The organism is Pseudomonas sp. BGI-2 (assembly GCF_004310295.1).
GTDB lineage: Bacteria > Pseudomonadota > Gammaproteobacteria > Pseudomonadales > Pseudomonadaceae > Aquipseudomonas.
Window position 1 is genome coordinate 93,600 of the sequence record NZ_SISB01000020.1, and the last position, 17,314, is coordinate 110,913.

The 17,314-nt window shown below is 59.8% G+C and carries 21 protein-coding genes; 10 read left to right on the forward strand and 11 right to left on the reverse strand.

Annotation, left to right across the window (positions count from 1 at the left end; translation table 11 throughout):
* Nucleotides 1–335 precede the first annotated feature (335 nt).
* From ftsY to rpoH, 4 genes are all read left to right on the forward strand, one after another.
* A complete protein-coding gene (gene ftsY / locus EYC95_RS15330) occupies nucleotides 336–1,844 on the forward strand; it encodes a signal recognition particle-docking protein FtsY (protein WP_131061111.1) in 1,509 nt (502 codons plus the stop codon).
* Nucleotides 1,841–2,512: a cell division ATP-binding protein FtsE gene (gene ftsE, locus EYC95_RS15335; protein ID WP_131061112.1), complete on the forward strand. Its 672-nt coding sequence runs from the start codon at nucleotides 1,841–1,843 to the stop codon at nucleotides 2,510–2,512. Before ftsY ends, ftsE begins: the two co-directional genes overlap by 4 nt.
* A complete protein-coding gene (gene ftsX, locus EYC95_RS15340; protein WP_131061113.1) occupies nucleotides 2,509–3,531 on the forward strand; it encodes a permease-like cell division protein FtsX in 1,023 nt (340 codons plus the stop codon). Before ftsE ends, ftsX begins: the two co-directional genes overlap by 4 nt.
* Nucleotides 3,532–3,643: 112 nt before the next feature.
* Complete coding sequence (gene rpoH / locus EYC95_RS15345) at nucleotides 3,644–4,498, forward strand: RNA polymerase sigma factor RpoH (RefSeq protein WP_007897890.1); 855 nt, start codon at nucleotides 3,644–3,646, stop codon at nucleotides 4,496–4,498.
* 338 nt (nucleotides 4,499–4,836) lie between these two features.
* Here the strand turns inward: rpoH and mtgA are convergent, their stop codons facing one another.
* Nucleotides 4,837–5,559, reverse strand: coding sequence for a monofunctional biosynthetic peptidoglycan transglycosylase (mtgA, locus tag EYC95_RS15355; RefSeq protein ID WP_131061116.1), 723 nt, complete (start codon nucleotides 5,557–5,559; stop codon nucleotides 4,837–4,839).
* A gap of 74 nt (nucleotides 5,560–5,633) precedes the next feature.
* Here mtgA and EYC95_RS15360 point away from each other — a divergent pair, with 74 nt between their 5' ends.
* The 5 genes from EYC95_RS15360 (at nucleotide 5,634) to EYC95_RS15385 (ending at nucleotide 8,862) form a co-directional block, all read left to right on the forward strand.
* The gene (locus EYC95_RS15360) at nucleotides 5,634–6,005 is read left to right on the forward strand and encodes a DUF423 domain-containing protein (protein ID WP_131061117.1); all 372 of its coding nucleotides are present in this window, start codon (nucleotides 5,634–5,636) and stop codon (nucleotides 6,003–6,005) included.
* Nucleotides 6,006–6,095: 90 nt separating this feature from the next.
* Complete coding sequence (gene thiS, locus EYC95_RS15365; RefSeq protein WP_165557463.1) at nucleotides 6,096–6,296, forward strand: sulfur carrier protein ThiS; 201 nt, start codon at nucleotides 6,096–6,098, stop codon at nucleotides 6,294–6,296.
* Between the two features lie 60 nt (nucleotides 6,297–6,356).
* The gene (locus EYC95_RS15370; RefSeq protein WP_008068101.1) at nucleotides 6,357–7,151 is read left to right on the forward strand and encodes a thiazole synthase; all 795 of its coding nucleotides are present in this window, start codon (nucleotides 6,357–6,359) and stop codon (nucleotides 7,149–7,151) included.
* A gap of 9 nt (nucleotides 7,152–7,160) precedes the next feature.
* Complete coding sequence (gene trmB, locus EYC95_RS15375) at nucleotides 7,161–7,886, forward strand: tRNA (guanosine(46)-N7)-methyltransferase TrmB (RefSeq protein ID WP_131061118.1); 726 nt, start codon at nucleotides 7,161–7,163, stop codon at nucleotides 7,884–7,886.
* Between the two features lie 184 nt (nucleotides 7,887–8,070).
* A complete protein-coding gene (locus EYC95_RS15385) occupies nucleotides 8,071–8,862 on the forward strand; it encodes a hypothetical protein (protein ID WP_131061119.1) in 792 nt (263 codons plus the stop codon).
* Nucleotides 8,863–9,005: 143 nt separating this feature from the next.
* Here the strand turns inward: EYC95_RS15385 and EYC95_RS15390 are convergent, their stop codons facing one another.
* From EYC95_RS15390 to EYC95_RS15435, 10 genes are all read right to left on the reverse strand, one after another.
* Nucleotides 9,006–9,329, reverse strand: coding sequence for a DUF3392 domain-containing protein (locus EYC95_RS15390; protein WP_131061120.1), 324 nt, complete (start codon nucleotides 9,327–9,329; stop codon nucleotides 9,006–9,008).
* Between the two features lie 22 nt (nucleotides 9,330–9,351).
* Nucleotides 9,352–10,557 carry a radical SAM family heme chaperone HemW gene (gene hemW / locus EYC95_RS15395; RefSeq protein ID WP_131061121.1) on the reverse strand — a complete coding sequence of 402 codons (1,206 nt, stop codon included), beginning with the start codon at nucleotides 10,555–10,557 and terminating at the stop codon, nucleotides 9,352–9,354.
* Nucleotides 10,554–11,150, reverse strand: a complete 597-nt coding sequence (gene rdgB / locus EYC95_RS15400; protein WP_131061123.1) for an RdgB/HAM1 family non-canonical purine NTP pyrophosphatase — start codon at nucleotides 11,148–11,150, stop codon at nucleotides 10,554–10,556. The genes hemW and rdgB overlap by 4 nt, the downstream gene beginning before the upstream one ends.
* Complete coding sequence (locus EYC95_RS15405) at nucleotides 11,147–11,581, reverse strand: DUF4426 domain-containing protein (RefSeq protein WP_131061124.1); 435 nt, start codon at nucleotides 11,579–11,581, stop codon at nucleotides 11,147–11,149. Before EYC95_RS15405 ends, rdgB begins: the two co-directional genes overlap by 4 nt.
* 26 nt (nucleotides 11,582–11,607) lie before the next feature.
* Nucleotides 11,608–12,228: a methionine biosynthesis protein MetW gene (metW, locus tag EYC95_RS15410; RefSeq protein ID WP_131061125.1), complete on the reverse strand. Its 621-nt coding sequence runs from the start codon at nucleotides 12,226–12,228 to the stop codon at nucleotides 11,608–11,610.
* A 7-nt stretch (nucleotides 12,229–12,235) separates the two neighbouring features.
* Nucleotides 12,236–13,375, reverse strand: coding sequence for a homoserine O-acetyltransferase (locus tag EYC95_RS15415; RefSeq protein WP_131061126.1), 1,140 nt, complete (start codon nucleotides 13,373–13,375; stop codon nucleotides 12,236–12,238).
* 182 nt (nucleotides 13,376–13,557) lie between these two features.
* The gene (locus EYC95_RS15420) at nucleotides 13,558–13,854 is read right to left on the reverse strand and encodes a DUF167 domain-containing protein (protein ID WP_131061127.1); all 297 of its coding nucleotides are present in this window, start codon (nucleotides 13,852–13,854) and stop codon (nucleotides 13,558–13,560) included.
* Nucleotides 13,854–14,441 (reverse strand): YggT family protein, encoded by a 588-nt coding sequence (locus EYC95_RS15425; RefSeq protein ID WP_131061128.1) that lies wholly within the window; start codon nucleotides 14,439–14,441, stop codon nucleotides 13,854–13,856. The genes EYC95_RS15420 and EYC95_RS15425 overlap by 1 nt, the downstream gene beginning before the upstream one ends.
* A gap of 24 nt (nucleotides 14,442–14,465) precedes the next feature.
* A complete protein-coding gene (proC, locus tag EYC95_RS15430) occupies nucleotides 14,466–15,284 on the reverse strand; it encodes a pyrroline-5-carboxylate reductase (RefSeq protein WP_131061129.1) in 819 nt (272 codons plus the stop codon).
* 24 nt (nucleotides 15,285–15,308) lie between these two features.
* Entirely contained in the window at nucleotides 15,309–16,007 is a 699-nt protein-coding gene (locus EYC95_RS15435; RefSeq protein ID WP_131061130.1) for a YggS family pyridoxal phosphate-dependent enzyme, read from the reverse strand.
* 57 nt (nucleotides 16,008–16,064) lie between these two features.
* Here EYC95_RS15435 and EYC95_RS15440 point away from each other — a divergent pair, with 57 nt between their 5' ends.
* Nucleotides 16,065–17,099, forward strand: a complete 1,035-nt coding sequence (locus EYC95_RS15440) for a type IV pilus twitching motility protein PilT (RefSeq protein WP_131061131.1) — start codon at nucleotides 16,065–16,067, stop codon at nucleotides 17,097–17,099.
* The last annotated feature ends 215 nt before the right edge of the window (nucleotides 17,100–17,314 follow it).

The window sequence follows — 17,314 nt, forward strand, 5'->3', positions numbered from 1 at the left end:
GCCCGTTTTCAGGCGGCCACGCGGTACTGGTAATGATTGATGACACGCCCTAGGATACTGGTCCGTTTTACTGGCGGCCACGCCTATCAGGCCTTTGATCGGCCGGAAGGTTGCATGGGTTACCTGCGGAAGCTTTGAGTTTGTCAGCTAAACTCTGCGTTTTCGCCGACGATGCCGTTCCAGTCCTTCGTATTAGTCAACCTTTGAGGTGCTGTTTGCACCTCGACAAAATGTTGCGCGTGAACAAGCTGGGTCAATCGCAGTCTGTTCTGCATCGAATATTCATTTGCCGGGGCGCCCTTAGGCGCGTCGCTACCGTGAGATAGCCGTCCTCCATGTTTGGTTCCAACGACGACAAGAAGACCCCAGCTGCGGCTGGCGAGAAGAAAAGCCTGTTCGGATGGCTGCGCAAAAAGCCGCAGGACCCCGTCGTCGAACAGCCACAACCACTTCCTGAGCCAACATCTGCGCCGGTAATAGAAGAAGAGCTGGCGCCGGTTGTCCTGCCGATCGCCGAGCCGGTACTGCAACCGGTGGCTGAAGCGGAACTCGAAGTGATTGCCGAGCAGCCGCTGACACCCGGCGCCGAGCCGTGGCTGACGTTGCCGGTGGCGGAAGAACCGGTGGCCTTGGTTGAAGATGAGTTGGCGCCGCATGTGACGCCGCCGATTCCTGCCCCGACGGCCTTTGCTCATGAGCCTGTTCATGCGCCGGTGGTTGAACCGGTTGTCGTGCCGGTCGTCGTGGCCGAGCCTGAGGCGGTTGTCCCAGAGCCGGTGATTCCTGTGTTTGTCGCTCCGCCCGCTCCTGTGGTTCAAGCCCCGGCGCCTGTACCGGTTGTTGCTCCCTTAGTCGCCGCGCTCGATGTTCCCGTCGAACTCCCGGTCGAGCCGCCGCGTACCGAAGAAACCAAAGCCGGTTTCTTCGCCCGCCTCAAGCAAGGTCTGTCCAAGACCAGCGCCAGCATCGGCGAAGGCATGGCCAGCCTGTTCCTGGGCAAGAAAATCATCGATGACGAGCTGCTCGAAGACATCGAAACCCGTCTGCTGACCGCCGACGTTGGCGTCGAAGCGACCTCGGTGATCATCCAGCACCTGACCCAAAAGGTTGCGCGCAAAGAGCTGGCCGATGCCGACGCACTGTACACATCCCTGCAAGCTGAACTCGCGGCGATGCTCAAGCCTGTCGAGCAGCCGCTGAAAATCACCTCGCAGAACAAGCCATTCGTGATTCTGGTGGTTGGCGTCAATGGCGCCGGCAAGACCACCACCATCGGCAAACTGGCGAAGAAGCTGCAGCTCGAAGGCAAGAAAGTCATGCTCGCGGCCGGCGATACTTTCCGCGCCGCCGCCGTCGAGCAGTTGCAGGTGTGGGGCGAGCGCAACAAGATCCCGGTCATCGCCCAGCACACCGGCGCCGACTCCGCTTCGGTTATCTTCGATGCCGTGCAAGCCGCCAAGGCCCGTGGCATTGACGTGTTGATCGCCGACACCGCCGGTCGCCTGCACACCAAAGACAATTTGATGGAAGAGTTGAAAAAGGTTCGCCGGGTCATCAGCAAGCTCGATGCCGATGCGCCGCACGAAGTGCTGCTGGTGCTCGACGCCGGCACCGGTCAGAACGCCATCAACCAAGCCAAGCAATTCAACCAGACCGTCGAACTGACCGGCCTGGCGCTGACCAAGCTCGACGGCACTGCCAAGGGCGGGGTGATTTTCGCCCTGGCCAAGCAATTTGGTTTGCCAATTCGCTACATCGGCGTCGGTGAAGGCATCGATGACTTGCGTACTTTTGAAGCAGAACCCTTTGTCCAGGCACTGTTTGCCGAGCGGGAGCGTTCATGATTCGTTTCGAGCAAGTCGGTAAGCGCTACCCGAACGGTCACGTCGGCTTGCATGAGCTGAGCTTTCGAGTCCGACGGGGCGAGTTTTTGTTTGTGACCGGCCACTCTGGCGCCGGTAAAAGCACCTTATTGCGCCTGCTGCTGGCGATGGAGCGTCCGACCACCGGCAAATTGCTGCTCGCCGGCCAGGACCTCGCCACCATCAGCAATGCGCAGATTCCTTATCTGCGTCGGCAGATAGGTGTGGTGTTCCAGAATCACCAGTTGCTGTTCGATCGCACGGTGTTCAACAACATCGCGCTGCCCTTGCAGATCCTTGGCCTGTCGAAGGCCGAGATCGTCAAGCGCGTGGATTCGGCGCTTGAGCGCGTGGCGCTGTCGGATAAAACCGATCTGTACCCCGGCGACCTGTCCACCGGTCAGCAACAGCGCGTCGGCATCGCCCGCGCCATCGTCCACCGTCCGGCTCTGCTGCTGGCGGACGAACCGACCGGTAACCTCGACCCGCGTCTGGCGGCCGAGATCATGGGCGTGTTCGAAGACATCAATCGTCTGGGCACCAGCGTGCTGATTGCCAGTCACGACCTGGCGCTGATCGCTCGTATGCGTCATCGCATGCTGACCCTGCAACGTGGCCGACTGATCGGCGACGGGGAGGCGGGCGTATGAGTGCGACACGCAGCCCCAAGGTTTCCGAGCGTGTGGCCCCCAAGGCCGCCGACCCGCAGCCGCAGAAGAAAAAACGCGACGATGATGACGGTCCGGACTTCGCCACGCTGTTCCGCGCCTGGGTCGAGAGTCATCGCGCCAGCCTGCTCGATAGCTTGCGTCGTTTGGGCAAGCAGCCAATCGGCAGTTTCTTCACCTGCATGGTGATGGCGGTTGCCCTGAGTTTGCCCATGGGCCTGTCACTTTTGCTAAGTAACGTCGAACGCCTCGGCGGTTCCTGGCAGCGTGCGGCGCAGATTTCCCTGTACCTGCAAATCGAGGCCAGCCCCGCTGAGGGTGAGTCGTTGCGCGAGCAGATCAAAGGCATGCCCGGCGTCGCGGAGGCGGAATATGTCGGTCGTGATCAGGCGCTGGAAGAGTTCCAGCAACAGTCCGGTCTGGGCGAGGCGCTCAAGGAACTGCCGGAAAACCCGCTGCCAGGCGTGGTGCTGGTGACCCCGAACGAGGTCGACAAGCCCGCGCTTGAAGCATTACGACAAAAACTTTCCGAGCTGCCGAAGGTACAACAGGCGCAACTTGATCTAGTCTGGGTCGAGCGTCTGGCAGCGATCCTCAAGCTGGGTGACCGTTTTGTCTTCGGTCTGACCGTGCTTCTGGTTTCTGCATTACTTTTGGTGATAGGCAATACCATTCGTCTTCATATTGAAAACCGCCGCACAGAGATAGAAGTGATTAAACTCGTCGGCGGCACTGACAGCTATGTGCGCAGGCCCTTTCTGTACATGGGCGCGTTGTATGGCTTCGGTGCGGGGATGCTTTCCTGGGGTGTATTGGCGTTCGGCCTGAACTGGCTGAACGACGCGGTGGTAGGGCTGGCCGGTTTGTACGGCAGTGATTTCGCACTGGCTGGCGTGCCAGTTGCCGACGGTCTGTCTCTCTTGCTTGGCGCGGTGCTGTTGGGGTATATCGGTGCATGGATTGCAGTCGCACGCCACCTGAGGGAGCTTGCGCCTAAGTAGTATCATTTTGCTCGTATTGACCTTTCAGCGTTTATGGGAACTTGTCTTTCGGTTTCCGGTCAATTTTCGCAGTGCTGAACTGCACGAGTTTGTAAGTGGGAGGTTTTTTCGTATGACCAATTCTTTGCAACCTGCATATGCTCTGGTCCCGGGTGCGAACCTGGAGGCCTATGTGCACACGGTGAACAGCATTCCATTGCTGACGCCGGAGCAGGAGCGTGAACTGGCCGAGAGTCTCTATTATGAGCAGGATTTGGGGGCGGCTCGGCAGATGGTGCTCGCCCACCTGCGTTTTGTTGTACATATCGCCCGTAGCTATTCCGGTTACGGCCTGGCTCAGGCTGACCTGATCCAGGAAGGCAACGTCGGCCTGATGAAGGCGGTGAAGCGCTTCAACCCGGAAATGGGTGTGCGTCTGGTTTCGTTCGCAGTGCACTGGATCAAGGCGGAAATTCACGAGTTCATCCTGCGCAACTGGCGCATTGTGAAAGTCGCGACCACCAAGGCTCAGCGCAAGCTGTTCTTCAACCTGCGCAGCCAGAAGAAACGCCTGGCGTGGCTGAACAACGAGGAAGTCCACCGTGTGGCGGAAAGCCTCGGCGTAGAGCCGCGGGAAGTGCGCGAGATGGAAAGTCGCCTGACCGGCCATGACATGGCCTTCGACCCGGCCGCAGAAGCGGACGACGACAGTGCTTTCCAGTCACCGGCCAACTATCTGGAAGACCACCGGTACGACCCGGCCCGTCAACTGGAAGATGCCGACTGGAGCGACAACTCCAACCACAACCTGCACGAAGCGCTGGAAGTGCTGGACGACCGCAGCCGTGACATCCTCTACCAGCGCTGGCTGGCGGAAGAGAAAGCCACGCTGCACGACCTGGCGCAGAAGTACAACGTGTCGGCCGAGCGTATTCGTCAGCTTGAAAAGAGCGCGATGAACAAGCTCAAGTTGTCGATCGCCGCTTAACCGCGCGCCCGGCAATAAAAAACGCCCCGATCATTGATCGTAATGCTGTTCACTTAAGCGCGGGCACTCATTTGTGGCGAGGGGATTCAGCGAAACGTCGCACCGCCCCGTTCGGCTGCGAAGCAGTCGTAAATCCACACAACTCGGTCTGTCTGAACGGGCGCAGGGGGCCGCTTCGCAGCCCAACGGGGATGAATCCCCTCGCCACAAGTTCTCGCTCGACTGATGATTGTCTTAAGTGAACAGCATTACGATCATTGATCGGGGCGTTTTTGTTTGTGCCCACTAGTGACGCATCGCCCCCCTGCAGGAGCGAGGCTTGCGTCGTCGCGGATCAGTCATTGTGCCCAAGGCGCTCGGCGTGAATCGTTGATGCCCACCAGATAACTATCCCCGCCCAACTGACTCATCTGCTGCCGAATCCACCCAGCCCGCCGCGCAACATAGTGGGTCGGATGGCTCGCACTCCACACCCGTGGATTAGGCAGCACCGCCGCCAGCAAACTCGACTGCTGCCGGGAAAGAGACTTGGCGCCAACACCAAAGTGATGTCTGGCCGCTGCTTCAGCGCCAAACACCCCGTCATCCCACTCGGCACTGTTGAGGTACACCTCGAGAATTCGTTGCTTGGGCCAGAGCACCTCGATCAACCCGGTGAACCAAGCTTCCAGGCCTTTACGCAGCCAGCTGCGCCCAGACCACAAAAACAGATTCTTTGAGACTTGCTGGCTCAGGGTGCTGGCACCGCGAATCGAACCGCCGAGTTCGTTATGGGCCAATGCTTTCTGGATCGCCCCAAAATCAAAACCCCAATGCTCCGGGAATTTCTGATCCTCGCCCGCGATCACCGCGACTTTCAGGTCGTCAGAGATTTCATCCCAGGGCTTCCAGGTGCGTTGCAGGTCAATCGGCTCGCCGTCGAACCAGGATTCGACCTTGCGCTCGACCATCAAGGCCGTTCCCGGTGGTGGTACCACGCGAAAAATCAGAACCAGCAATACGCTGCCGCCCGCGAACCAGAGCAGGGCTTTTGTGAATCGTCGCAAAAATATACGCAGCATAGAGATGGCTTGGCCGAACCCGTTGAGCGGGCCATTATACAGACCCTGTTGATCGCGTCTGACTGGAGTTCTTCATGCTGCGTGGCTTTCTGATGCTGGCCGCTTTCTTCGGTTTCACTGGCGTTGCCCTTGGCGCGTTCGCCGCCCACGGCCTGAAAAACCGTCTGACACCCGAGTACCTGGCGATTTTCCACACCGGCGTCACGTATCAACTGGTGCACACCTTGGCGCTGCTGGGCGTGGCGCTGCTGGCCACGCAGATTCCGGGTCGCCTGATCAGTTGGGCCGGCGCCTCGTTTGCCATCGGCATCCTGCTGTTTTCCGGCAGTCTGTACCTGCTGACCCTGACCGGCTTCAGCAAGCTGGGGATCATCACGCCCTTCGGCGGCCTGGCATTCCTGGTCGGCTGGTTCTGCCTGGGGCTCGCCGCCTGGCGGTTGAGCTGACCGGACGGTCCATTTCATGACGAATGGCTTGGGTCGCCAAGACTGATCGGGCTAGAATGCCAGCCCCTAAAAATGATGGCGGCATTCGGTATGCGCATTCAGTTGAACGGCGAATCCCTTGAACTGCCCGACGGTGAAACCGTTGCGGCCCTGCTGACCCGTCTGGAACTGACCGGACGCCGGGTGGCGGTTGAACTCAATCTGGATATCGTCCCGCGCAGCCAGCATGCCGACACCACGCTGAACGACGGTGACAATGTCGAAGTCGTGCACGCCATCGGCGGCGGCTAGTCGCCCGGCCCGCAAGGGCACAGAATTCTGCAAGAACCTCACCCCTACAGAGGATTTCCCATGAGCATCGTTCGTAGCGACAAGCCCTTCGTCCTGGCCGGTCGTACTTACCAGTCGCGTTTGCTGGTAGGCACCGGCAAGTACCGTGACATGGAAGAAACCCGCTTGGCCATCGAAGCCTCGGGTGCCGAGATCGTCACCTTCGCCGTGCGCCGCACCAACCTCGGCCAGAACCCGGGCGAACCGAACCTGCTCGAAGTCCTGTCGCCGGATCGCTACACCTTCCTGCCGAACACTGCCGGTTGCTTCGACGCTACCGAAGCTGTGCGCACCTGTCGCCTGGCCCGTGAGCTGCTGGGTGGCCACAACCTGGTGAAGCTGGAAGTACTGGCGGACCAGAAAACCCTGTTCCCTAACGTGATCGAAACCCTCAAGGCCGCCGAAGTGCTGGTCAAGGAAGGCTTCGACGTGATGGTCTACACCAGCGATGACCCGATCATCGCCCGTCAACTGGCGGAAATTGGTGTTATCGCGGTCATGCCACTGGCAGGCCTGATCGGCACGGGCCTGGGGATCTGCAATCCGTACAACCTGCAGATCATCCTCGAAGAAGCCAAGATTCCGGTGCTGGTGGATGCCGGTGTCGGTACCGCTTCCGACGCCACCATCGCGATGGAGCTGGGTTGCGAAGCGGTGCTGATGAACTCGGCCATCGCCCATGCCCAGCAGCCGATCATGATGGCTGAAGCCATGAAACACGCCATCGTTGCAGGCCGCCTGGCCTACCTCGCCGGCCGCATGCCGAAAAAACTCTATGCCAGCGCCTCCTCGCCGCTGGATGGTCTGATCAAGTAAGAGCCATTGATGACTGAATCAAACGACACGCCTATCACGCCTGCAGAAGGCGAAGAGCGCCAACACCGCCGCATCAAGAGCTTCGTGATGCGTGCCGGGCGCATGACCGAAGGCCAGCAAAAAGGCCTGGAGCAGGGCACGCCGCTGTTCGTCCTGCCGCTGGCTGACGCACCGGTGGACTTCGACCAGGTGTTCGGCCGCTCCGCGCCGCGCTCGCTGGAAATCGGTTTCGGCATGGGCCATTCGCTGCTGGAAATGGCCGCAGCCTCGCCGGAACAGGATTTCATTGGCGTGGAAGTTCACCGTCCGGGTGTCGGCGCGCTGCTCAATGGCGTGCTGACCCAGGGCTTGACCAACCTGCGGGTCTACGATTGCGACGCGATCGAAGTGCTCAACCGTTGCGTGGCCGACAACAGCCTCGATCGCCTGATGCTGTTTTTCCCGGACCCATGGCACAAGAGCCGTCACCACAAGCGCCGTATCGTTCAGGCGTCCTTCGCTGAACTGGTGCGCAGCAAGTTGAAAGTCGGCGGTGTATTGCACATGGCCACCGACTGGGAACCGTACGCCGAGTACATGCTGGAAGTGATGAACGTCGCACCGGGTTATCGCAACCTGGCAGAAGACGGCAAATGCGTCCCGCGCCCGACCGAGCGCCCGATCACCAAGTTCGAACGCCGCGGCGAACGTCTTGGGCATGGCGTGTGGGACCTGAAGTTCGAAAAACAGTCCTAAGCCTTACGCAACACCCAATGTGGGAGCGGGCTTGCTCGCGAAGACGGTTAATCATTCAACAGTGATGTTGACTGACACGACGCCTTCGCGAGCAAGCCCGCTCCCACATTTGTTTTATGCAGTGTTCAAGATCAGCGTTGATCCGCCGAAAGATCTAGGTCCCCACTTGTAAAGGAAGACAGGTTTGAAAGTCATTTTCGTCTGCACGCTATTTTTAAGTCTGCTGTTTTCTGCAGCTTGCGAACGCGTTGTAACGCCCGATGAATACTTTGCACGCGCCCAGAGAGTGGCCGACAAATTCAAGCGTGAGGCCGATGAAAGGTTAAAGCTGGAGGCCGCCGGGGAATCTGCTTTCAAGTACAGTCCAGAGCAGCTGCGCAATGCGGAAGGTGATTTGGAAGCGCTCGTAGACAATCTGAAACGAGCGTCTGATGGCGGACACACTGGAGCAACGTACTTTTTGGCCAACCTGCAGGACAATCCGATGTTCTCTGAGCGCACGCGCAAGGAGGCGTGTGGCCTTTACCAAAAAGCCATGGACCAAGGCTTGCTGGCGGCTGCGGTTGGCTATTACCACTTGTGTGATAAGGCATACGAGAGGTTTGATCTGCACAACGCGGATCACCTGAAGTACTTGCAGTCGCTGGAACAGTTGCTGCAAAAGCCCGACGCCCATGGTGACGCCTATCCGTTACCGGCCAAGCATTCCGTGTGTTTCGTGGACGAAGCGGCGCCCTTGCCGGAGCAGGGTGTGCTGGCGGCCATGCAGGCTCGCGCCGTCGCGCTGGTCCTGACCGAAGATCAATACCGGGCCGAGGCCAATTACATTCTGGCGCTGACGCGTGTAAACAAAGATGACCGGCCTGACAGTGTGAATATTGCCTATCTGGATGAAGCTGAAGCGTTGGGCTGCAACGACTTCCACGGGCTGAACGCCATGATGCGCAATGCAGTCAAGGTCGCCGCCAAGCAATAAAGGAATTCGCAATACCCAATGTGGGAGTGAGACCGGCTTGCCGGCGATAGCGTCATTACATTCAACATCTTCGTTGACTGTCAGACCGCTATCGCCGGCAAGCCGGTCTCACTCCCACATTTGTTTTGGGGTGTTTTCGAGATTTAGCGGCGGTCTGCTACAACGCCAATCAACACCAGCACCACCAACAACACCGGCGCCAAGCTGTAGTTGTTGAACTGGCTCAGCCCTTTGATGATCCACGGCGTGGCGTAGATCAGTGCCACGCCGCTCCCGATCATGCACACCAGAGCGAGCAACGGTACTCGTAAGGCGCCGGCGATGCTGCCCAGGCGTTGGTCGACCCAGCCTTTGATGTCCGCGCCGAACAGCACCAGCAGGCAGCCCACCAGCGCCAGAGAGATTTCCGACAGGTTGCTGCGGCTCCAGCGGGAGACGGTGGCGAGCAGGTCGAGTATCAAATCCATTCGTTTTCCCCTAAGGCTGAAATCAGCTCAGAAATGTTTGCAGCAAGTCATTGAGAAACAGCTGTCCGCGATCAGTCGCCGCCAGACGTGACGGTTCGACCTGCAACAGGCCGCTTTGTTCGGCGACATGGCGGCCTTCGGCGAGGCTTTCCAGGCTCAGTCCGGTGCGTTCCGGATACAACCGCGATTCGACACCCTCGGTCAGACGCAAGGCATTCATCAGGAACTCGAAGGGCAGCTCTTCGTTGGTCAGCGCTTTCTCGCCAGCCTTGAAGCTTTTGGCCGGGTTCAGGTAATCCTTCGGCAGGCGAGTCTTCCAGGTGCGCACGATGCGCCCGTCCGGATGACTGAGCTTGCCGTGGGCGCCGGCACCGATGCCGATGAAGTCGCCGAAACTCCAGTAATTGAGGTTGTGCCGCGCCGCACGACCGGGCTGGGCATAGGCCGAGACTTCGTACTGCGCGTAACCGTGTTCGGCGAGCAGCGCCTGCCCGGCTTCCTGAATGTCCCACAACGTGTCGTCTTCCGGAAGCACAGGCGGCTGGTTCCAGAACACCGTGTTCGGCTCCAGCGTCAGCTGATACCAGGACAGATGCGTCGGCTTCAGAGCGATGGCTTGGCGCAGGTCGCTCAACGCATCATCCAGCGACTGATCCGGCAAGCCGTGCATCAAGTCCAGATTGAAGTTGTCGAACCCGGCCTGACGCGCCATGCCGGCGGCGCGCACAGCTTCGTCACCGTTGTGAATTCGTCCCAGCGCTTTGAGTTTCTCTTCCTGAAAGCTCTGGATGCCGATCGACAGACGATTGATGCCCAGCGCGCGGTAGGCGAGGAATTTCTCCTGCTCGAACGTTCCGGGATTGGCTTCCAGGGTGATTTCGATGTCACTGGCAAACGGAATGCGCTGCTCGACGCCTTTGAGCAACCGGCCCAGGGCCTCGGCACTGAACAGGCTCGGTGTGCCGCCTCCGAAGAAGATCGAACTCAACTTGCGACCGTAGACCGCGTGCAAATCCTGGTCGAGATCAGCCAGCAACGCGTCGACATACTCTTCTTCCGGCAGCACCGGGCTGGCGGTGTGGGAGTTGAAGTCGCAATAAGGGCATTTGCGCACACACCACGGGATGTGGATGTACAACGCCAGGGGCGGCAGCACGGGGAGCGCGGCCCGGGGCGATGATGCGGCACCGCCGAAAATCAGCGGTGACGCGGATGATTCGTGGGTCATTTCAAGCCCAGACGCTGGCGCAGCAGATCCATTGCACGGGCGCGGTGGCTGATGAGGTTCTTGTCGCTCGGGTTCAGCTCGGCGCTGGAACAATCGCGCTCCGGCACCCAGAACAGCGGATCGTAGCCAAAACCATGCTCACCACTGGCGGCTGCCAGGATGCGTCCGTGCCACAGGCCTTCGCAGAGGATCGGCAACGGATCGTCAGCATGGCGCACCAACGCCAGCACACAAACGAACTGCGCACCGCGTTCGGCTTCCGGTACATCTTTCAACACGTCGAGCAGCTTGGCGTTGTTCGCCGCATCGCCCTGACCGTCAGCGTAACGAGCCGAGTAGATCCCCGGCGCGCCGCCAAGGAAATCCACCGCCAGCCCGGAATCGTCGGCCAGCGCCGGCAGACCAGAGATGCGCGCGGCATTGCGGGCCTTGAGGATGGCGTTCTCGACGAACGACAGGCCGGTTTCTTCAGGCTCGACACTGCTGAACTCGCCGATCGAGCGCAATTGCACCGACTCGCCGAGCATGGCCTGGAGTTCCTTGAGTTTGCCGGCGTTATGGCTGGCCAGTACGAGTTGCGTGAAGTTGATCATTCGCCGGGGAAAAGCTCTTGGTTGAAATTGATGGTGTTGGTTTTATCGCCGTTCTGCACCTTGATCTCGAAGGTGCGGACTTCCTGCTGATCGACCGGGAACTGGGCGATGTAGTAGATCGCGCCTTGCTCGGTGATCTGTTTGAATTTCAGCGGCACACTTTGGCTGGTCAGGTCTTTGACCGTTCCACTGACTTGAGCCATCAGCGGTTTGCCTTCCTTGATCACCGAAACGTTGATCACACCTTGGTTCTTGCTGCGGGTGAGCTCCGCGGCTTTAGCGATATCGGGTGTCAGGAAGGTAGAGTTGAAGGTGTTGTAATGCACCGTCACATCGCCAAACTTTTCCTGACGATCACCTTTGATGACGTCGGCGGCCATGGCGGTGACGCTCAGGCAGGCAGTAAGTACAAACAGCGCTAGACGACCCATGTTCGTTCTCCTTGGAATGTCGTGGTTCAGACCGCGATTTTGTGATCCTGCAACCCTGGGCTGCTGACGCGGTAAATACCGATTTCACCTAATAGATTAGGCCATAGCTTACTGGCCCACCCGTGTCGATGCTGTTGATCCACGGCAAGGCGATCAATGACCCTCGCTTCACGTTCGCGGCACAACGCTTCAAAGTCTTCGAAGGTGCAGAAGTGAATGTTCGGCGTGTTGTACCAGGTGTACGGGAGAAAATCGGATACCGGCATCCGACCCTTGCTCGCCAGGTACCAGCGGCAACGCCAGTGACCGAAGTTGGGGAAGGTGATGATGCACTGGCGGCCGACCCGCAGCATTTCGTCGAGGATCTTGTCCGGGTAATGCACCGCTTGCAGCGCCTGGGTCATGACTACGACGTCGAAGCTGTTGCTGGCGAAGTTGCCCAGGCCCTTGTCCAGGTCCTGCTCGATGACGTTGATGCCTTTGGCCACGCACTCGGCGATATTGTCCGGGTCGTTTTCCAGGCCATAGCCGGTGACTTGCTTGTTGTCCCGCAGCCAGGTCAGCAGCTCACCGTCGCCGCAACCGAGGTCGAGCACGCGGCTGCCGGCGGGGATCCATTCCTGGATGATTTCCAGATCAGCTCTCATGGCTTTCTCACAACGTAATACGGTTCATGTAATTGCTGAACGCCTGCAAGTATCGCGGGATCGGAATCAGGAAGGCGTCGTGGCCTTGCGGAGCATCGATCTCCAGGTAGCAGACGTCTTTCCTGGCCGCCATCAGCGCGTCCACCAGTTCCCGCGAGCGGGCAGGGGAGAAGCGCCAGTCGGTGGTGAAAGACATCACGCAGAACTTGGCCTGGGCATTGGCGAAGGTTTTCGCCAGGTCGTCGTCAAAGTTGGCTGCCGGGTCGAAGTAATCCAGCGCCTTGGTCATCAGCAGGTACGTGTTGGCGTCGAAACGCCCGGAGAACTCTTCGCCCTGATAACGCAGGTAGCTTTCGACCTGGAACTCGACGCTGTGGAAGTCGTAGTTGAGCTTTTCGCTCTTGAGGCCACGGCCGAATTTTTCGCCCATCGAGTCATCGGACAGGTAAGTGATGTGCCCGACCATCCGCGCCAGCATCAAGCCGCGCTTGGGGATCACGCCCGCCTCCTGGAACGAACCGCCGTGGAATTCGGGGTCGGTGAGGATCGCCTGACGCGCCACTTCGTTGAAGGCGATGTTCTGCGCCGACAGTTTGGGGGCCGAGGCGATGGCCAGGCAGTGGCGAATGCGATCGGGGTAGGTGATGCTCCACTGCATCGCCTGCATGCCGCCGAGACTGCCGCCGATCACGGCGGCCCATTGGCTGATGCCGATCCGGTCGGCCAGGCGCGCCTGACTGTGAACCCAGTCTTCCACGGTCAATACCGGGAAGTCGGCGCCGAAGGGCTTGCCGGTCTCCGGGTTGACGCTGCTCGGGCCGGTGGAGCCGTTGCAGCCGCCGAGGTTGTTCAGGCTGACCACAAAGAACTTGTTGGTGTCGATCGGCTTGCCGGGGCCGATGCAGCTGTCCCACCAACCGGGCTTGCGGTCGTCGGGGCTGTGGAAGCCGGCAGCGTGGTGGTGACCCGACAGGGCGTGGCAGATCAGCACGGCGTTGCTCGCCGTGGCGTTCAGCGTGCCGTAAGTTTCGTAGATCAGGTCATAAGCTGGGAGCGAACGGCCGCAGGCCAGGGCCAGGGGTTCACTGAAGTGCGCCACTTGCGGCGTCACCAGACCAACAGAATCGGCGGGAAAGGCAGTTGGCATCGACCCTGCTCTCGTTGAAATGAGGCGTAAGTCTAAAGACCGCTGCCCCTAGCAGCAAGCAAAGGGCTTGGCTGATTTTCCTGTCAGACCGGGGGGCGGCATTCGCGGGCAAGCCTCGCTCCTACAGGACTTATGCGATCCCCTGTAGGAGCGAGGCTTGCTCGCGATGAACGATGACGCGGTTAGCCTGCTGGGCGCAGCAGATCAGGCAAATCCGGCAGCTTCTTCGGCGAACAGATCCGCACCCGCTTCTGCCGGTTCAACTCACCGCTGAGCAAACTGACCTGACTCTTGGAAACCCCAAACGCCTTCGCCAGGAACGCCATCAGATACGCATTGGCTTTACCTTCAACCGGCGGCGCCGTCAGGCGGATCTTCAGTCGATCACCGTGCAGCCCGCAGAAATCATCGCTGCGGGCCGCCGGTTGCAGGTGACAATCCAGAATCAGGTCATCACCGTCCCAGCGAAAGTAGCTCATCAGATCAGGCCGAGCAGCCCCTGCGGCATTAAGGCAAAGTGCGCGAGGCGCGGGATCAGCCAGCTTTGCAGCAACTGGATCACGATAAACGCGAAGATCGGCGAGATGTCGAGGCCGCCCAGGTTCGGAATGATCCGACGGAACGGGGCGAGTACCGGTTCAGTAATCTGCGCGACCAGCTCTGCGCCCGGATTGTGGCTCCCCGGGGCGACCCAGGACAGAATCACGCTGATGATCATCGCCCAGAACACAATGTTCAAGAACAACGAGAAGAGGGCGATCAGCGCCCACGGCACCAGGAACAGCCAGTCGACCATGAAGCCTTTGAGCAGCAGGATCACCGCGATCAGCAGCATTTGAATGATCAGCGCCAACACCAGTGACGACATGTCCAGCCCGAACATGCTCGGGATGACCCGGCGCAGAGGCTTGAGCAGCGGCTGAGTCGCCTTCACGATGAACTGGCAGAGCGGGTTGTAGAAGTTCGCCCGAACCAGTTGCAGGATGAAGCGCATCAGCACGATCAGCAGGTACAGGCTGCCCAGGGTTTTAATTATGAAAATGGCAGCGTCATTGAGTCCAAGCATCATTGATTCCTTTGTAAGAGCTGATTAGCGGCCAAGTTGCTCAGCCATCTCGGCCGAGCGGTGCGCAGCGGCGCCGAGTGCTTTTTCCACCAGCGATTCGAAGCCGCCGGCCTGGAACGATTTGATTGCAGCTTCCGTGGTGCCCGCAGGCGAAGTCACGCGACGACGCAATTCTGCGGCGTCGACATCGCTGGCCACGGCCATGTGCGCGGCGCCCAACGCGGTTTGCACGGTCAATTGTGCGGCGATGTCCGCCGGCAGGCCGAGCTTCACGCCGGCGGCGGTCATCGCTTCAATCAGCAAAAAGAAGTACGCCGGGCCGCTGCCCGAAACGGCGGTGACCGCGTCCAGTTGCTGCTCTTCGTTCAGCCACAGGGCAATGCCGACGGCCGACAACAGTTCTTCAGCTTGCTGGCGTTGTTCAGCATTTACTTCGGCCGTGGCAAACAAACCGCTTACGCCCTGACGCAGCAGTGCCGGGGTGTTGGGCATGCAGCGCACGATCGGCTGGGCGCCGAGCCAGTTGTTCATGCTGGCGCAGGTAATGCCGGCGGCGATCGAGACCACCAGTTGATTCGGCTTCAGGCTTGGGCGAATCGCTTCGCACACGGCTTTCATCGCCTGGGGCTTTACTGCCAGCACGACGACGTCTGCGTCTTGAATGGCATCGGCGTTGTCGGCGAAAACTTCAACGCCGTGTTCGGCCTGCACGTTGGCGCGGGTTTCGGCGCCCGGGTCGCTGGCGCGGATCTGTGCGGCGTCCAGACCTTTGGCGCGCAGGCCGCCGATCAGGCTGGCGGCCATGTTTCCGGCACCGATAAAGGCAATACGAGTCTTGCTCATGTCAGGTCCTTATAAAGAGAGGAGTCAGCCATTGTTTACTGGCTGGCCGTAGTCGCGGGCGCCAAACAGGGCTGTTCCGATGCGGACCCAGGTGGCGCCCATGGCGATGGCCGACTCGAGGTCGTGGCTCATGCCCATGGAAAGTGTGTCGAGCGGCAGGTTCAGGCTGGCTTGCAGGCTTTGCACGGCTGCAAAAGCAGCGTCCTGGACAGCGCGATCTTCAGTCGGCTCAGGGATCGCCATCAACCCGCGCAGCTTGATGCGCGGCAATTCGCTGATGGCTTTGGCCAAGGCCGGCAGGTCGGCCGGGGTGCAGCCGGATTTGCTGGCTTCACCGCTGACGTTGACCTGGATGCAAATGTTCAAGGGAGGCAGATCGGCAGGGCGTTGTTCGGAGAGGCGTTGTGCGATTTTCAAGCGATCCACGGAATGCACCCAGGCGAAGTGCTCGGCGATAGCGCGAGTCTTGTTCGATTGAATGGGGCCGATGAAGTGCCAGATCAAGGGCAGGTCGGCCAATTCGAGCTGTTTGCTCAGGGCCTCCTGCAGGTAATTCTCGCCAAAGTCACGAATCCCGGCGGCGTGGGCTTCGCGCAGGGCCTCGGCGGGCTTGGTCTTGCTCACGGCCAATAGTTGAACGCTGTGTTCGTCACGGTGGGCGGCGAGGGCGGCGGCACGGATGCGCGAACTAACCTGAATAATGTTGTCTGCTATCGTGGACATTCAAGAGGCGCCAGCGGGTCTGAGGTTGGCGGCATTCTACTGGAATTGAGGAGCGCTATGGATATCACTGAGCTGCTGGCCTTCAGCGCTAAACAGGGCGCGTCCGACCTGCACCTGTCTGCCGGTCTGCCACCGATGATTCGCGTTGACGGTGATGTGCGGCGTATCAACCTGCCGGCCCTGGACCACAAACAGGTGCATGAACTGATCTACGACATCATGAACGACACCCAGCGGGTGGACTTCGAGAAACACCTGGAAACTGATTTTTCCTTCGAAGTGCCCGGTGTGGCGCGTTTCCGGGTCAATGCCTTCAACCAGAATCGGGGTGCAGGCGCGGTGTTCCGGACCATTCCGTCGAAGGTTCTGAGCATGGACGACCTCGGCATGGGCGACGTGTTTCGCAAGATTACCGAGGCCCCGCGCGGTCTGGTACTGGTGACCGGCCCCACCGGTTCCGGCAAGTCCACCACCCTGGCGGCGATGATCGATTACCTCAACAACCATCGCCATCACCACATCCTCACCATCGAAGACCCGATCGAGTTCGTCCACGAATCGCGCAAATGCCTGATCAATCAGCGCGAAGTCCATCGCGACACCCGCAGCTTTGCCACGGCCCTGCGCTCGGCGCTGCGGGAAGACCCGGACGTGATTCTGGTGGGGGAGATGCGTGATCTGGAGACCATCCGCCTGGCGCTGACCGCCGCTGAGACGGGTCACCTGGTGTTCGGTACGCTGCACACTACGTCAGCAGCGAAGACCATCGACCGGGTGGTGGATGTGTTTCCGGGGGACGAGAAGTCGATGGTGCGTTCGATGCTGTCCGAGTCGTTGCTGGCGGTGGTGTCGCAGACCCTGATCAAGAAGATCGGCGGCGGGCGCATTGCGGCACACGAAATCATGCTCGGCACCTCGGCGATCCGTAACCTGATCCGCGAAGACAAGGTGGCGCAGATGTACTCGTCGATTCAGACCGGGGGCAACCTGGGGATGCAGACGCTGGACATGTGCTTGAAGGATTTGGTGACCAAGGGTTTGATCAGCCGGGAGCATGCGCGGGAGAAGGCGCGGTCACCGGATAATTTCTGAGGAGTCAGAAACGCCTTCGCGGGCAAGTCGGATCGCCGCGCCGCTCGCTCCTACAGGTCATGCGCCATTTTTTGCGGTACATGTTTAACCTGTAGATACTCTGTTCACGGTCAAGCTTTCGCGAGATGTTTTTCGCTAAAAAGCTTGGCCGTATTAAATTCTTCTCCAGAACGCATGCATGCCCATAACCCGGTCAGGTATTTACGCATCACTGC

Excerpts from the sequence above, each read along its gene's own strand:
- ftsY (WP_131061111.1), top strand. The coding sequence starts at position 336 with ATGTTTGGTTCCAACGACGACAAGAAGACCCCAGCTGCGGCTGGCGAG.
- ftsE (WP_131061112.1), top strand. The coding sequence starts at position 1,841 with ATGATTCGTTTCGAGCAAGTCGGTAAGCGCTACCCGAACGGTCACGTC.
- ftsX (WP_131061113.1), top strand. The coding sequence starts at position 2,509 with ATGAGTGCGACACGCAGCCCCAAGGTTTCCGAGCGTGTGGCCCCCAAG.
- rpoH (WP_007897890.1), top strand. The coding sequence starts at position 3,644 with ATGACCAATTCTTTGCAACCTGCATATGCTCTGGTCCCGGGTGCGAAC.
- mtgA (WP_131061116.1), bottom strand. The coding sequence starts at position 5,559 with ATGCTGCGTATATTTTTGCGACGATTCACAAAAGCCCTGCTCTGGTTC.
- EYC95_RS15360 (WP_131061117.1), top strand. The coding sequence starts at position 5,634 with ATGCTGCGTGGCTTTCTGATGCTGGCCGCTTTCTTCGGTTTCACTGGC.
- thiS (WP_165557463.1), top strand. The coding sequence starts at position 6,096 with ATGCGCATTCAGTTGAACGGCGAATCCCTTGAACTGCCCGACGGTGAA.
- EYC95_RS15370 (WP_008068101.1), top strand. The coding sequence starts at position 6,357 with ATGAGCATCGTTCGTAGCGACAAGCCCTTCGTCCTGGCCGGTCGTACT.
- trmB (WP_131061118.1), top strand. The coding sequence starts at position 7,161 with ATGACTGAATCAAACGACACGCCTATCACGCCTGCAGAAGGCGAAGAG.
- EYC95_RS15390 (WP_131061120.1), bottom strand. The coding sequence starts at position 9,329 with ATGGATTTGATACTCGACCTGCTCGCCACCGTCTCCCGCTGGAGCCGC.
- hemW (WP_131061121.1), bottom strand. The coding sequence starts at position 10,557 with ATGACCCACGAATCATCCGCGTCACCGCTGATTTTCGGCGGTGCCGCA.
- rdgB (WP_131061123.1), bottom strand. The coding sequence starts at position 11,150 with ATGATCAACTTCACGCAACTCGTACTGGCCAGCCATAACGCCGGCAAA.
- EYC95_RS15405 (WP_131061124.1), bottom strand. The coding sequence starts at position 11,581 with ATGGGTCGTCTAGCGCTGTTTGTACTTACTGCCTGCCTGAGCGTCACC.
- metW (WP_131061125.1), bottom strand. The coding sequence starts at position 12,228 with ATGAGAGCTGATCTGGAAATCATCCAGGAATGGATCCCCGCCGGCAGC.
- EYC95_RS15415 (WP_131061126.1), bottom strand. The coding sequence starts at position 13,375 with ATGCCAACTGCCTTTCCCGCCGATTCTGTTGGTCTGGTGACGCCGCAA.
- EYC95_RS15420 (WP_131061127.1), bottom strand. The coding sequence starts at position 13,854 with ATGAGCTACTTTCGCTGGGACGGTGATGACCTGATTCTGGATTGTCAC.
- EYC95_RS15425 (WP_131061128.1), bottom strand. The coding sequence starts at position 14,441 with ATGCTTGGACTCAATGACGCTGCCATTTTCATAATTAAAACCCTGGGC.
- proC (WP_131061129.1), bottom strand. The coding sequence starts at position 15,284 with ATGAGCAAGACTCGTATTGCCTTTATCGGTGCCGGAAACATGGCCGCC.
- EYC95_RS15435 (WP_131061130.1), bottom strand. The coding sequence starts at position 16,007 with ATGTCCACGATAGCAGACAACATTATTCAGGTTAGTTCGCGCATCCGT.
- EYC95_RS15440 (WP_131061131.1), top strand. The coding sequence starts at position 16,065 with ATGGATATCACTGAGCTGCTGGCCTTCAGCGCTAAACAGGGCGCGTCC.